The organism is Moraxella canis, from assembly GCF_034424565.1.
Taxonomy (GTDB): domain Bacteria; phylum Pseudomonadota; class Gammaproteobacteria; order Pseudomonadales; family Moraxellaceae; genus Moraxella; species Moraxella canis.
This window is the reverse complement of sequence record NZ_CP139961.1, coordinates 660,095-674,265: the sequence shown is the minus strand read 5'-3', so window position 1 is coordinate 674,265 and position 14,171 is coordinate 660,095. Positions and strand designations below refer to the sequence as shown.

General features: G+C 45.0%; 13 protein-coding genes. 6 read left to right on the top strand and 7 right to left on the bottom strand.

Going from position 1 to position 14,171, the window contains the following annotated elements; genetic code table 11:
* The first annotated feature begins 24 nt into the window (after positions 1–24).
* The 3 genes from U0021_RS02955 to ubiM all read left to right on the top strand — a co-directional run bounded on the left by U0021_RS02955 (position 25) and on the right by ubiM (position 2,850).
* Positions 25–1,068 carry an FAD:protein FMN transferase gene (locus tag U0021_RS02955; protein ID WP_114800276.1) on the top strand — a complete coding sequence of 348 codons (1,044 nt, stop codon included), beginning with the start codon at positions 25–27 and terminating at the stop codon, positions 1,066–1,068.
* Positions 1,069–1,141: 73 nt separating this feature from the next.
* Positions 1,142–1,588, top strand: coding sequence for a hypothetical protein (locus tag U0021_RS02950; protein WP_064620725.1), 447 nt, complete (start codon positions 1,142–1,144; stop codon positions 1,586–1,588).
* Positions 1,589–1,653: 65 nt separating this feature from the next.
* Complete coding sequence (gene ubiM, locus U0021_RS02945) at positions 1,654–2,850, top strand: 5-demethoxyubiquinol-8 5-hydroxylase UbiM (RefSeq protein WP_114800277.1); 1,197 nt, start codon at positions 1,654–1,656, stop codon at positions 2,848–2,850.
* Positions 2,851–3,432: 582 nt separating this feature from the next.
* On the opposite strand, the gene xerA is transcribed toward ubiM, so the two are convergent.
* The 4 genes from xerA to lptM form a co-directional block, all read right to left on the bottom strand.
* The gene (gene xerA, locus U0021_RS02940) at positions 3,433–4,413 is read right to left on the bottom strand and encodes a site-specific tyrosine recombinase/integron integrase (protein ID WP_114800278.1); all 981 of its coding nucleotides are present in this window, start codon (positions 4,411–4,413) and stop codon (positions 3,433–3,435) included.
* A complete protein-coding gene (gene dapF / locus U0021_RS02935) occupies positions 4,413–5,312 on the bottom strand; it encodes a diaminopimelate epimerase (RefSeq protein WP_078256607.1) in 900 nt (299 codons plus the stop codon). The genes xerA and dapF overlap by 1 nt, the downstream gene beginning before the upstream one ends.
* A 266-nt stretch (positions 5,313–5,578) precedes the next feature.
* A complete protein-coding gene (gene lysA / locus U0021_RS02930) occupies positions 5,579–6,886 on the bottom strand; it encodes a diaminopimelate decarboxylase (protein ID WP_114800279.1) in 1,308 nt (435 codons plus the stop codon).
* 41 nt (positions 6,887–6,927) lie between these two features.
* Positions 6,928–7,065, bottom strand: a complete 138-nt coding sequence (gene lptM / locus U0021_RS02925; RefSeq protein WP_227538685.1) for an LPS translocon maturation chaperone LptM — start codon at positions 7,063–7,065, stop codon at positions 6,928–6,930.
* A gap of 356 nt (positions 7,066–7,421) precedes the next feature.
* Between lptM and U0021_RS02920 the strand changes: the two genes are divergently transcribed.
* Together U0021_RS02920 and pta are read left to right on the top strand one after the other, a co-directional pair.
* Complete coding sequence (locus U0021_RS02920) at positions 7,422–8,606, top strand: acetate/propionate family kinase (protein WP_049237136.1); 1,185 nt, start codon at positions 7,422–7,424, stop codon at positions 8,604–8,606.
* Positions 8,607–8,694: 88 nt separating this feature from the next.
* Positions 8,695–10,164: a phosphate acetyltransferase gene (gene pta, locus U0021_RS02915; RefSeq protein WP_114800280.1), complete on the top strand. Its 1,470-nt coding sequence runs from the start codon at positions 8,695–8,697 to the stop codon at positions 10,162–10,164.
* Positions 10,165–10,227: 63 nt separating this feature from the next.
* Here pta and U0021_RS02910 read toward each other — a convergent pair whose 3' ends face one another.
* Together U0021_RS02910 and yaaA are read right to left on the bottom strand one after the other, a co-directional pair.
* Complete coding sequence (locus U0021_RS02910) at positions 10,228–11,106, bottom strand: pirin family protein (protein ID WP_114800281.1); 879 nt, start codon at positions 11,104–11,106, stop codon at positions 10,228–10,230.
* Between the two features lie 161 nt (positions 11,107–11,267).
* Positions 11,268–12,044: a peroxide stress protein YaaA gene (gene yaaA / locus U0021_RS02905; protein WP_114800282.1), complete on the bottom strand. Its 777-nt coding sequence runs from the start codon at positions 12,042–12,044 to the stop codon at positions 11,268–11,270.
* Between the two features lie 207 nt (positions 12,045–12,251).
* Between yaaA and U0021_RS02900 the strand changes: the two genes are divergently transcribed.
* Positions 12,252–13,316 carry an enoyl-CoA hydratase/isomerase family protein gene (locus U0021_RS02900; RefSeq protein ID WP_227538686.1) on the top strand — a complete coding sequence of 355 codons (1,065 nt, stop codon included), beginning with the start codon at positions 12,252–12,254 and terminating at the stop codon, positions 13,314–13,316.
* A gap of 46 nt (positions 13,317–13,362) precedes the next feature.
* Here U0021_RS02900 and U0021_RS02895 read toward each other — a convergent pair whose 3' ends face one another.
* Entirely contained in the window at positions 13,363–13,968 is a 606-nt protein-coding gene (locus U0021_RS02895) for a rhomboid family intramembrane serine protease (RefSeq protein ID WP_114800283.1), read from the bottom strand.
* Between the last annotated feature and the right edge of the window lie 203 nt (positions 13,969–14,171).

The following is a 14,171-nucleotide window of genomic DNA, read 5'->3' as shown; positions in this document are numbered from 1 at the left end:
AACTCATTTCAAAAGAGGCACACAATGCGCCACGCCCCCATAGCCATCATGACGGCTGTCATGCTGACGGCTTGTAGCCAGCAATCAACTTATCAGACCATCAGCGGCGAAACCATGGGCACAAGCTATCATATCCGTTTTGAACATGCGGATAATGCCAGTGATGCCGTAAAGATTCAAGCCACCATTGATGAGCGTCTCAAAGCCATCAATGACAGCATGTCCACTTACCAAGAAAATAGCACCATCAGCCGATTTAATCGCCTGCCTGCTGGCGAAAGCTTGATGATTGATGATGATTTTGTGCAGGTGCTTAGCGACAGCCTGACTGTCTATGAAGCATCGCACCATGCATTTGACCCAACGGTGTACCCTTTGGTTGAGCTGTGGGGATTTGGCAGTCGGATGAGCATTGAGCGCTTGCAATCACCGCCTAAGGCAGATGAGCTTGCCGATGCCAAGCGCTTGGTGGGGCTTGAAAAAGTGATGCTAAACGGGCATGAGCTGAGCAAAACAGTGGACGGTGTTGGGCTTGATTTTTCTGCCATCGCCAAAGGCTATGCGGTAGATGTGATCGCTGATACTTTGCATGATCATTATGGCGTTGTCAATTATATGGTAGAGATTGGTGGCGAGGTGGCGACTTTGGGCGTCAATGACAAAGGCAAGCCTTGGATGCTTGGCATCGATGCGCCTGTTGTTGATAGTAGCGTTGCCAGTAGAACCGTTTTGACCACTTTGACGCAGCCTGTCGGTGAGCCCATGCGTTTGGCGACATCGGGCGGCTATCGTAACTCAGTGGAGTATGATGGCGTGCGTTTTAGCCATACCATCCACCCTGTGTCAGGCGAACCTGTGGCAAATAATGCGCCCAGTGTGACCGTGCTGCATCAGACAGTGGCATTGGCAGACGCTTGGGCGACGGCTTTGACAGCATTGCCATACCCTGAGGCTTTGGCGCTTGCTGATGCTCAAGGTCTGATGGCGATGTTCGTGATTGAAAATTCAACCAAAACAGGCTTTGAAATCGTGCAAACAGCTTCAATGAAACAAAAATTTGCCAAATAGATCCTCGTCATTGCACGGATGGCACTTTTGAATTACAATAATGATCACGATTAAAAAAAACTGAAGGTTTGATATGGCTAATTTTTCACCCAGTATCAATTTTGCCAAGCGCTGGCTTGCCACACCGTCCGAAGCGCGCACTGCCATTTACCAAGAGCTTGATGATATTATTGATCTGCTTGACAGTGAGCTTTTGGTGAAGGATTTTCGTTTTCAGCACGAAGATTTTGATGCTGCTGTCGCCCAAGGTATGCAAAAAAACAGCGATTCTGCATCAGCCAACCGATTGATTCATACCATTGAGACCACTTCTTTGAAAGATGATGACGCCAAAGTGCTTGAGTCACCGAATGTCGATGAGCTAGAAGCTCGCTTGATTCAGAGCATGTCTGGGCAGATCGATGAATTTTTGGGTGAGCACATGGCTCAGCTTTCTGAAGATTTACGCGCTTGGGTAAAAGTGGCGGTGCGTCATGAACTGGCGAATTATCAGTCTGAAGAGCCGACTTCCCAAGAATAAATGATTAAAATAAAAACGACTTGCTTTGGCGATCTTGCTAAAGCCAATCTATGATAGAGAGATTTATGAGCGACAGTGCCCATCACAGTGACATTATTATCGTGGGAGCAGGTCCAGCAGGTCTTGCGTTTTGTCGATTTTTTAAGGGCAGCGATCTGCGTTTGACCCTGATCGAAAAAGCGCCATTGACAGCCTTACAAAACCCTGCTTACGATGGTCGCGAGATTGCTCTGACCAACACCTCCAAAGAAATTCTACAAAATTTGGGTGCTTGGCAAAGATTTAACCCTGATGAGATTTACCCCCTAAAAGATGCCAAGGTGTATAGTGGTCATCTAAACTATGCCCTGCATTTTCAAGTACCCAAATTGATGCACTTACAGCGTTCGCTGGATCGGCTTGGAAATTTAATTTCTAATCATAATATCAAAAAAGCACTGTACGATGAAGTGGCAACGATGGATAATGTCACGCTCATTACCGATGCGACCGTAACGGATGTCAATACAGATGATAATAAAGCCTGTGTGACCTTGATGGATGGCAGACAGCTACAGGCAGATCTTGTGATCGCTGCAGACAGCCGCCTATCTGGTGTGCGGCGTATGCTCGGCATTGGGGCGCAGATGCATGACTTTGGGCGTACCGTCATTGTCTTTCGTGTCACCCATCCGCTGTCAAACCATGCCACTGCCCAAGAGTGCTTTTTATATGGTCGTACTTTGGCGCTGCTGCCACTGAATGATACGATGACCAACTGTGTCATCACCCTCGATAATACGCAAGCAGATGAGCTATTAAAACTTAGCCCTGAGCAGCTGGCTCACGAAGCCCAAAGAATGTTTGGTGATCGATTTGGTGCATTTACCATCGCTGGTAGTGTGCACCATTACCCACTGATGGGTGTTCATGCACATAGGTTCAATGCCAATCGGGCAGCGCTTATAGGTGACGCAGCGGTAGGCATGCATCCTGTGACTGCGCACGGCTATAACCTGGGTCTGCTCAGCGCCAACACTTTGGCGCCACTGATTCTGCAGGCGCACCGCCGTGGCTTGGATATTGGCTCAAATCAGCTGCTATCTACCTATAATCGTCGCCATCAGGCGCACACCAGACCGTTATATCATGGCACCAATGCGATGGTAACCTTGTTTACAACCGATACGCCGCCCATGCGTGCGGTGCGTGATTTGGCTTTACGCGTCAGTAATAACCTTCCCCCAGTCAAGCACTGGATCGCCAAACAACTGGTGGGTTAAACTGCCCAGTTCTGACACTGCCATAGCTACTAAAAAGGTCAAAATGATTAGATTTTGACCTTTTTTTATCAATATCGACCTAGATATGCTGTGGATAAGCCTGTGGATAGTTTGTGTATAAAGTATCTTTTATTATCATATCCATATTTGTATTATGACAATCGCGTGAAACAGGGCATTTTTTGATTATTATTATTTTATCATTTTAACTAATAAAAAATTTAATATAACTATATCATTTAAACTGTTGAATAGGCTTATCCTTGGGTTTATAAGGCTTAGCAGGGTTTTCCCCATAAACTGTGGATAACTTAAGATACTGAGCTGATTTATGATAAGTAAAGCAAGTCGTATCAAGCGATGACATAGAATTGAACAAAATTTAATCAAATTGTAATTTTAAAAACAATATCATTAAAATCAATAATTTATAAAATTTTTGTTTGACAGTTTGATGAAATATTGACAAAGTTTTCAAAATATTATCCGAAAATTTTTGATAAAAAGGTTTCACGATATAAATAAAATTTTGTGGAAAAAATTGTGGATAACTTTGAAAATTAGACTGTTAAGCCATGATAATTACTTTGAGCGATGCGCACGGGGATGGGCGTGATCATAGACTCTCGTGAGTGCGCCAAAGTCAACATGCGTGTAGATTTGGGTGGTGCTGATATTTTGGTGACCAAGCATCTCTTGAATGGCGCGTAGGTCACCACTGGATGACAGCACATGAGAGGCGAAGCAGTGACGCAGCATGTGCGGGTACATATTCAGCTCAATACCTGCCATGGTGGCGCACGCTTTTAGGCGAAGCTGTATCGCGCGCGTACTCAGGCGAGTGCCGTGGCGTTCACTGATAAACAGTGCTTCGGAATTTTGTTCTTGCCATAAGTCGCGATGGGGCAGGTAGTCTTGAAGGGCGATAAGGGCTTTTTTACCGACAGGGACTTGGCGAGTTTTGTTGCCTTTACCTAATACGCGTACGATGCCGGTGTCAAAATTAACATCACCCACATTTAAGCCTGCAAGCTCAGACAGACGAAGTCCGCTACTATACATCAGCTCAAACATTGCCTTATCGCGTACCCACAAGCGCGCCTTGGCTACATCTTCGGGCATTTTTTGGTCAAGTAGCTGCTGTATGAGCATCTCGTCAGCAACAGTGGGCAGTTTTCGAGGTGCGGATTTGATTTTATAGCCGGTGGCGGGGTTAGATGCAAGAGCGCCTTGCTTGATCAAAAATTGATAAAAAATCCGAATGGCAGATAGGCTAAGCTTGGCACTGATTGGTTTTATTTGTGCTTCTTCTAAACGGGTGCCAAAAAATCGGGTCAGGTCTTGGCGGCGGCAAGCCAATGGATCACCGTCAAGATATTTGTCAGACGCCACAAAATTTAAAAACTGTATCAAGGCTGTTTGATAAGTTTTGATGGTGCGCTCAGAGTAATTTTGTAGTCTTAGCTCATCACACCAACATGATAAATAACCCCAAGCAGCTGAGTTTGGGTCTGCTTGGGGATTAGGATGGGTGGGTGCGACGAGATGCGACAGCCTGCTCATCAGTAAACATCATCCGCATTTGGATCAAGCTTGATGCCGGCAGATGCTGCCAAGCCATCTGGGCTAAATACACCTTCATATACAAAGGCAGTCGGTCCAGTCATGATCAAAGAGTAGCCATCTTGCCAACGAATTGCCAAGCTCCCGCCGTATAACTGAGCGCGAATATCCACCCCTTCATCCAGCCAGCCTTCACGAATACCTGTCGCAACAGAAGCGCAGGCGCCCGTACCACAGGCTTGGGTTTCGCCGACACCGCGCTCATAGACGCGAATTCGCACATGACGCTGATTGATCACTTGGACGAAATTGACATTGACTCTTTCGGGAAATGCTTCGTGCGACTCGATGAGCTTACCCAATCTTTCTACATCGGCAGTCAAGACATCATCGACCTTGATGATCGCGTGCGGATTGCCCATGTTGGCGACATACAGCTGAACTGGTGTGCCATCGACATCCAAGCGATAAGCGCGTCCGACTTTTGTGATGGTTTTTGGGGTAAAAGGAATTTGGTCAGGCTCAAACTTGGGCTTGCCCATGTCTACTTGTACCCAGCCATAGCGATCGGTGCTTAAGACGATGACGCCGCTTGAAGTTTCGACGCGTAAGCGCTGCTTAAAAGACAGTTTTCTGGCTTGTACAAATGAAGCAAAACACCGAGCGCCGTTTCCGCATTGGGAGACTTCAGAACCATCTGCATTGAAAATCCGATATTTAAAATCAATATCTGGACGACTTGGTGGCTCAACAATTAATAATTGATCAAATCCCACTCCAATCCGTCGATCGGCAAGTAGGCGAATTAGTTCGGGAGTCAGTGTCATGCGCTGGGTAACCAGATCAATCACCATGAAATCGTTGCCCAGTCCATGCATTTTTGTAAATTCTATGAGCATTGGTCTGTCCTTATTTTTATTTATACCACTTGTATCTTAACATGAAAACAGCGTGGTGGCTAATGGTTTTATGGGGATGATTGATGAAAAATAAATGACAATATTGGACAGTATTTGTTTAATATTGTCCATAAAATTTAATAAAATTATTAAAAAATTAATATCAATAAATGACATTGAATCAGCCATCAAAAGCTTACGGTATAGCCTTGATTAAAGAATCAAAAAATGCCCTGAAAATTCAGAGCACTTGTACTAGGTATGATTTAGATGAGTTCATCTTTCCACAGATCATCGAGCACTTCACGCTTACGAATCAGGCGATGATCGCCACGATTCACCATGACCTCGCAGGGTCTTGGGCGAGTGTTGTAGTTACACGCCATACTAAACCCATACGCGCCCGCACCCGTCACTGCCAAGACATCACCAACTTGTAAAGACAAAGCCCGATCTTTGCCCAAAAAGTCGCTAGATTCACAGACTGTGCCAACGACATCCCAAGTTTTGACAGCGGCTTCACTCAGCTTGGCGGGAATGATCGCCATCTGTGATTCATACAGCGCGGGGCGAATCAGCTCGCTCATCGAAGCATCAACGATGGCAAAGTTTTTAAATTCGGTGGGCTTAAGTACATCCACAGTCGTCAAAAGCACACCCGCATTTGCGACTAGGCTACGACCTGGCTCTAAATACAGCTTTAAGCCAAGCTGCTTTAAGCGCGGTAGTAGCACCTTTGCAACCTGCTCAACACTCACAGGATTTTCATCAATGTAGCGTACGCCCAAGCCGCCACCAAGATCAATGTGCTGAAGCGTAATGCCATTGTCGGTTAGGGTGTCGATCAGCTCAATCAATTTATCCAACGCATCAGAAAATCCATCAGCGTCCAGTAGCTGTGAGCCAATATGGCAATCGATCCCAACGATCTTAAGATGTGACAAACCATGCGCGTATAAATAGGCATCCACCGCTTGTTCATGACTGATGCCAAATTTATTATCTTTCATGCCAGTTGAGATATAAGGGTGAGTTTTGGCATCAACATCTGGATTGATACGAAGCGAAATGCGCGCCGTTTGGTTGAGTCGACTTGCTACCTCATTAATGGTATCAAGCTCGCTTAAAGCTTCTACATTGAAGCAGTGAATGTCTGCCTTGAGCGCATATTCAATATCATCTGCCGTCTTGCCGACGCCAGAATACACGACCTTTTTGGCATCGGTTACCTGAAGCACGCGAGCCAGCTCGCCTTTTGAGACGATATCAAACCCTGCGCCTGCTTCAGCCAGTGTTTTTAGGATGGCAAGATTTGAGTTGGCTTTGACGGCATAGCAAATCTGATGATCAATGTCATCAAAAGCATCAATGTAGCTTTGATAATTGTCCAAAAGCGCGCGCTGTGAATACACATACAAAGGCGTGCCATAGACTTCTTTGAGTGTGTGAACACTGACACCATCAAAATGCAAAGTATCATCACTGTACTCAAAATATGGCAAAGCGTTTGCCAAGCCTTGGGCATCAATGTGCAGTGCGCCATCTTGATGATGACTGACAGGGCTAAAAGTCATAATAGTATCCTAAAATTTTAAATAAAAATATCCAATACTTTTTAGTAGTCATTGATATCGTCGCTGACGGGTGCGGGCTCAATCACTGGCGTGCTGTCATCTGGCAGGTACAATGGACCTTTTTGACCACAAGCCGAAAGCAAAATCATCATTAAAGATAAGCTAAATACATTTTTCATCATGTTCATAAATCATCAAGTCCATTAGTGCGCTTGGTCATACAAGCCAAATCTTAACTCAAATAAAGTCGTTCATTCGCCGAACATTTTAGCACAACAGCAAAGCCTTGGGCGATCAATTCAGCTTAATATGACAAAAATCGGTGCCTGCTTTGGTGTGAGCGGTCGGCAGATGTGGGTCTGGATCACTAAGCAGATTGTGTGATTCATACATGATTATGAGCATAGATTTAATTTCAAAAAATTGTATTTACTACTTGACAATAGGGGTGGTCACAGGTTAATTTAGTGGGAATTTTGAGATAAATTTTTTGTTGGCAATCAACACAATAGACGCAGTATATCAAGGAGCGTACATGAGCTTAGCAAATCCCACTTTGGTTCTAAATTGTGGTTCTTCATCAATCAAATATGCACTTATCAGTGAAGATGGCGAGAGCCGCATTGAGGGCTTAGCGGAAGGTTTGGGCAATCCTGAAGCTCGCATTAAGCATAAAAACCTAGAGGGTGAAGCGACAGTGATTGAAATCCCAAACGGTGTTCATGCTGACGCGCTCAAAGTCATCTTAGAAGATCTGATCAAAGAGCATCAGCCTGTGGCTGTGGGTCATCGTGTGGTACATGGTGGCGACAAATTTAAATCTGCCACTGTGATTGATGAAGAAGTGCTATCGACCATTGAGGCATTGACAAGCCTAGCACCGCTACACAATCCTGCAAACGCCGCAGGCATCCAAGCGATTAACGCCATTTACCCTGATTTGCCGCAGGTGGCAATTTTTGATACCGCCTTTCATCAAACCATGCCTGAACATGCTTATCGCTATGCAGTGCCAAAAAATCTGTACACAGAGCATCAAATCCGCCGTTATGGTTTTCATGGCACTTCGCATGCGTTTGTCTCAAATCGCGCCAGCCAAATCACAGAGACTGATGGCGTGCATGGTTGGATCGTTGCTCATTTGGGTAATGGCTGCTCTGCGACTGCCGTTTACGATGGTAAAAGCTTAGATACTTCAATGGGCATCACGCCGCTAGAAGGGCTGATGATGGGCACGCGCTCAGGGGATGTTGACCCAAGCTTGCACATTCATTTAAATCGTACATTGGGCTTATCATTAGAAGAAGTTGATACCTTGCTTAATAAAAAATCAGGTCTACTGGGCGTGTCGGGCATCTCTAATGACATGAGAAATTTGGAGGCTGCCGATAAAGAAGGCAATGCAGATGCACGCTTGGCGCTTGATATGTTTGCTTATCGTACAGCCAAATATATCCTAAGCCTGACCGCAGCACTGCCTGAGTTTACAGGGATTGCATTTACTGGTGGTGTGGGCGAAAATGCTACCGAGATGCGCGCGAATATTGTTAAGCACTTAAAGCATTTGGGTGCAAAAATTGACACCGCCAAGAATGATGAACTAAAGCGCGGCGCTGAAGGCAGCTTCCACGCTGAAGATTCATCCATTGAACTTTGGGTGATTCCAACTGATGAAGAATACCAAATCGCCAGCGAAAGCCGCGCGGTCTTGGGACTATAATGAGTTATGAATACTTCAATAACCGTTCAAGCAGTTGAGCGGTTTTTGTGTTAATATCAATCAATCAGATAATTTATTAAGGGTACATATGAAAGCACTGTTATTGGTTCCGACATTTGATACAGCAAATTTTTCATCCATCGCAGAAAATTTTGCTAAAGGCGTGGGTGCAGCTTACCTTGCGCCATTTGATGGCGAGGGCGAAGGTCAGCTAAGAGCGGCAATCAGCGAAGGTCAGCTAGATGAGCTGCTTGAAAAAGTGGTTGCTAGCCAAAGTGCTGAGCTGACGGTCGTTAAGGGTCTGGCTGCTGGGTCAAACGCACCTTATGCCAGCTTGGTCAATCGTGATTTAGCAAATGGTTTGGATGCTGACGTCGTATTTGTCAGCCAAAATGCTGAAGAGCTTGCGGTATTTGCTGCTGGCTTTGGTGGTCTTAAGTCTGAGCGTGTGCTCGGTGTGATTTCAGCAGGCTTGGGCGAATTTGAGGTGCCTGTCTGGGCGACCGCTGAGGGTGCAGAGCTTACGATTAATGAAGAGGTTGTCAAAAACTATCAAGCAGCATCACGAGTCAAAAAACTCTCGCCATATGCGTTTCGTAACCAAGTCGTCCAAAAAGCCCAATCAGCCAAAAAACGCATCGTTTTGCCAGAAGGTGATGAGCCTAGAACCATTGAGGCTGCAGCGATTTGCCAAAGCCGCGGCATTGCCCAGTGTGTGCTTTTGGGTGAGCGAGCCAAGATCGAAGCTGTAGCGGCAGAGCGCGGCGTAGGCTTACCAAGCGATATTGAAATCATTGAGCCTACCAGTGTTGCAGATCAATATGTGGCGCCAATGGTTGAGCGCCGCAAGGGTAAAGTGGATGAAGCAGGCGCGCGCGCAGCACTGCAAGATACGGTGGTTTTGGGTACCATGATGCTACACATGGGTGATGTCGATGGCTTGGTTTCGGGTGCTGTCCATACGACAGCTGACACCATTCGCCCTGCGTTTCAGCTGATCAAAACGGCGCCGCAATACAGTTTGGTTTCTAGCGTTTTCTTTATGCTGCTACCAGAGCAAGTCGTGGTGTATGGCGACTGCGCGGTTAATCCAAACCCAACTGCCGAGCAGCTTGCTGAGATCGCCATTCAGTCTGCCGAATCAGCCAAAGCCTTTGGCATTGATCCAAAAGTTGCTATGATCAGTTACTCTACCATGAACTCAGGTTCGGGCGAAGATGTTGATACGGTCAAAGCAGCGGTACAAATTATCCGCGAAAGAGCACCGCAGCTCAAAGTGGATGGACCGCTACAATTTGACGCCGCGACTGTCAAAAATGTCGGTAAACAAAAGGCGCCGAATTCAGAAGTCGCAGGCGAAGCAAATGTACTGATCTTCCCTGATCTCAATACAGGAAACACGACCTATAAAGCCGTTCAGCGCACCGCTGATGTGATCAGTGTTGGTCCGATGCTTCAGGGTTTGAATAAACCTGTGAATGATTTGTCGCGCGGCGCTTTGGTGGATGATATTGTTTATACGATTGCTCTGACCGCCATCCAAGCCATTGGCGAATAAACGCTTAATATGGCGATCAATCAACCTAAAAGCCCCAAGATGATACTTGGGGCTTTTAAGTCTTTATTGTGAGCGTACAGGAATTTGACCAAATTTGCCACTTTGAACATCATGCATGGCTTGTAAGATTTCTTCTCGAGAATTCATCACAAAAGGTCCATAGCCAACAATCGGTTCATTCAGCGGCTCACCGCTTAAAATCAGAATTTTTGCGTCATTATTGGCACCAATTTTAACATCGCTGCCGCCTCGATGAAACGTAACCAATTCAGCCGATCGAGCGATGTGATCTTCATTAATTTGAATCGTGCCCTCTAAGACCAGCACCAACAAATTATGGCTCTCAGGAATGGTAAAAGTGTGCTGATGACCCGCTTTTAGGCGAACATCCCATAAATTGACTGGACTAAATGTGCTTGCCGCCCCTTGAGTGCCATCCAGCTCTCCTGCGATGAGGCGAGCGATGCCAGCACCCTGTAGGTCGACTTCTGGGATTTGGGCTTTGGTAATGGCTTGATATCTTGGCGCGGTCATTTTATCTTTGGCAGGTAGATTGACCCACAGCTGCACCATCTCAAAGATGCCGCCTGCCTTTGAAAATGCTTCAGAATGAAACTCCTCATGCATCAAGCCTGCGCCTGCAGTCATCCACTGCACATCACCCGTGCCAATCACACCGCCGCCGCCAGCAGAATCGCGATGCTCAACTTCGCCTTGATAAGCGATGGTAACTGTCTCAAACCCGCGATGGGGGTGCTCTCCCACACCGCGATGAGCAGTGCTGGCATTTGCAGGAAAGCTTTGAGGGGCGGCATAATCCATCATCAAAAATGGATCCAAATTCTTATGCGTTTCTTGATAATTGAACATGCCATGTACATGAAAGCCATCACCGACCCAATGCTTATTAGGTGCTGGATAAACTTTGGAGACTTGTTTCATGAGTATTCCTAATATAATAATGAGATTATTTTTAATATATGGGCTTTCATCAAAAAATAAACCTCAAGTTTGGCAAGTTTATGTTCTAAAAATGCAAAGGTAAATAGGTAAAAATCAAAAAGGCGCTATGACGGTCGGTAGGTCGTTGACTTGACTATCGACTACACCTCATCACGCCGAAATACCCAGTTGTCCTCATCGCTAAGTTCAGGGACAAAATAATACCCCTCAGAATCAAAGTTTTTTAGATCTTCAGCGTTGGTTAATTGATACTTAGCCGCATAGTTCACCATGAGTCCACGTGCTTTTTTGGCATAAAAACTGACCACTTTATACTTGCCGTTTTTTTCATCTTCAAAGCGAGGTGTGATAATCCGACCCTTGATCTTGCTTGGATTGACTGCGCTGAAATATTCATTTGACGCCAAATTGACCAAGACTTGATCTGACTGCTTTAGGTGCTCATTGATTTGATCGGTAATTTTATCGCCCCAAAATTGATATAAATTATCCGCCTTGGCTGTCTTAAACTTAGTGCCCATCTCAAGGCGATAAGGCAGCATCAAGTCCAGCGGTCTAAGCAAGCCATAAAGCCCTGATAAAATACCCAATCTGTCATTAAGATAGCCGATCTCGTTTTTATCAAGATGATAGGCGTCCAAGCCTGTATAAACATCGCCTGCAAATAAATAAATCGCAGGCTTGGCATCTTCGCCAAAGGGATAAGCCCAGCGCTGATTACGATCAACATTGAGCTCGGCGATTTTGGCGGATACACCCATCAATTCTTGAAGGTCAATGACATCGCAATCTTTGAGTGACTGCATTAACGTGATAGCATCATCAATGAGCGCAGGCTCGCTGTATTGATCAGCAAGGGATAGCGGAACGGGAGTTTTTTCGTCAAGATTTTTGGCAGGGGATAATAAAAAAAACATAATTGGCTCTTTTTCATGATGAATGTATCTATGCACAAACTATCAAACCTATGCCAAAAATGCAAATTTAAAAAACAAGACGCTAGATTTGGGTATCCAAAAGTGTGCAAATCCGATGAAATTTTATTTGGCAATTTCAAAAATTTTAGTATAATCAAAAACAGTGTGGTTTTTGTCTTTGGATTTTATGATGAAAAAGGAATGTTGATGACAATTGTGACGGATTTTTTGGCGATTAATGACACGCAGCGTATCGGAACGATCTTATTAAATCGCCCTGAGGCGTTGAATGCTCAAAACTTACAGATGGTGACCACCACAAAATCATTGCTTGATGAGTGGGCAGAAGATGACAGCGTGGTCGGTGTGTTGATCCGAGGTGCAGGCGATAAGGCATTTTGTGCAGGTGGCGACATTCGTGGCTTATATCATAGCCATGATCCTGAAGTTTTCCCCAATCCAACGGCTCAAGCGTTTTTTACCACCGAATATGGTCTTTGTAAACAAATAAAAAGTTATAAAAAACCCATCATTGTTTGGGCAAGTGGCATTGTCATGGGCGGTGGTATGGGTCTGGCAGTGCCTTCAAGTCATCGCATCGTCACAGAAACGACGATGATGGCGATGCCAGAAGTTAGCATTGGGCTTTTTCCTGATGCAGGTGGATCGTATTTTTTAAAGCACATGCCTAATAAGATTGGTTTGTTTTTGGGGCTGACGGGCGCGCGATTTAATGCAGCGGATGCCTTGGCGCTGGGTGTGGCTGATTTTAGTATGGCAAGCGGCGACTTTGATCTGTTAATTCAAGCGCTGACCACTGCTGAGTGGACGGACGATGCCGCCAAAAACCACGACATGCTCAACTCATTACTTGCAGACCTTGAAAATACGGATGTACTGCCAGAAGGATGGCTGCTGCCACATCGTGATGAGATTGAAAAGATCAGTCAAGTGGGCAGCTTGCTTGAATTTGATGCGCTTGCTAAAGCAGGTTCTGATATTGATTATATTCAAAAGGCATTTGATACTTATATTGCCGGCTCACCGACATCGGCAGCCATTGCTTGGCACATGGCAAATCAGGTGACAGGCATGAGCTTTGATGATGTCATGGATTTAGAATACATTGTTGCGATTCATTGCTCGCATAATGGCGAATTTGCCGAAGGGGTGCGTGCGCTTTTGATTGATAAAGACAAAAACCCAAAATGGCGATATACGCTTGAAAGCCTACCCGCTGGCTATATCGAAAGTCATTTTAAAGCTTGGTGATTCAAATAAAAAACGTGGTTATAGCCACGTTTTTTGATTTAATGACTTAAAATGAGGGGTTTAGCAGACGATTTAGGAAGTGAAAAATAATGCTTGGCTCAATGGTAATGGTGGCGACCACGCCAAATACCGCACCAAACAGATGGGCTGAGTGGTTGATATTTCCTCCGCCTCGGCGGTCAGCCCAGATGCTATAAGCCACATAAGCAATCGCAAACACAATCGCAGGAATGGGCAGCACGGCAAATAGATATAGCGTGTTCCAAGGTGCAAATAAAATATACGCAAATAAAACAGCACTTACCGCGCCTGATGCACCTAAGCTTGAGTAGCGGGGATTATTTTTATTACGCGCGTAAGTGGGCAAAATCGCCACAATAATCGCCAAAACATAAAATGCCACAAAGCCCAAATGACCAAATTTATTAATATAAAACCGTTCAATCACACTGCCAAAAAAATACAGCGTAAACATATTAAACAGCAAATGCATCCCATCAGCATGGATAAATCCATGTGTCAGTAGCCGATCGTATTGACCTTTATTGACAGCAGGCGGATAAAAAATCAGTCGCTCAAGCAAAGGTCTAGATTGCCATGCAGCGATGCTGACGATGACAGTGATGATAATAATGACAGTTGTATGATTCATGAAACGCTTTAGAAATTTTGTAAATACTTCCTTAGTCTAGCAGATTTTTGATGAAAAGTTTTGATTTGTGTGTAAATTATGGTTAATCCAGTTTTGAGATATTTAATCCTGATTCAAATCATAAGGCACACAATCTAAAAATGAGAAGAATTTAATTACCATAGTATTACACACATGTAAATAATGAATAACTCGTCAGTCTT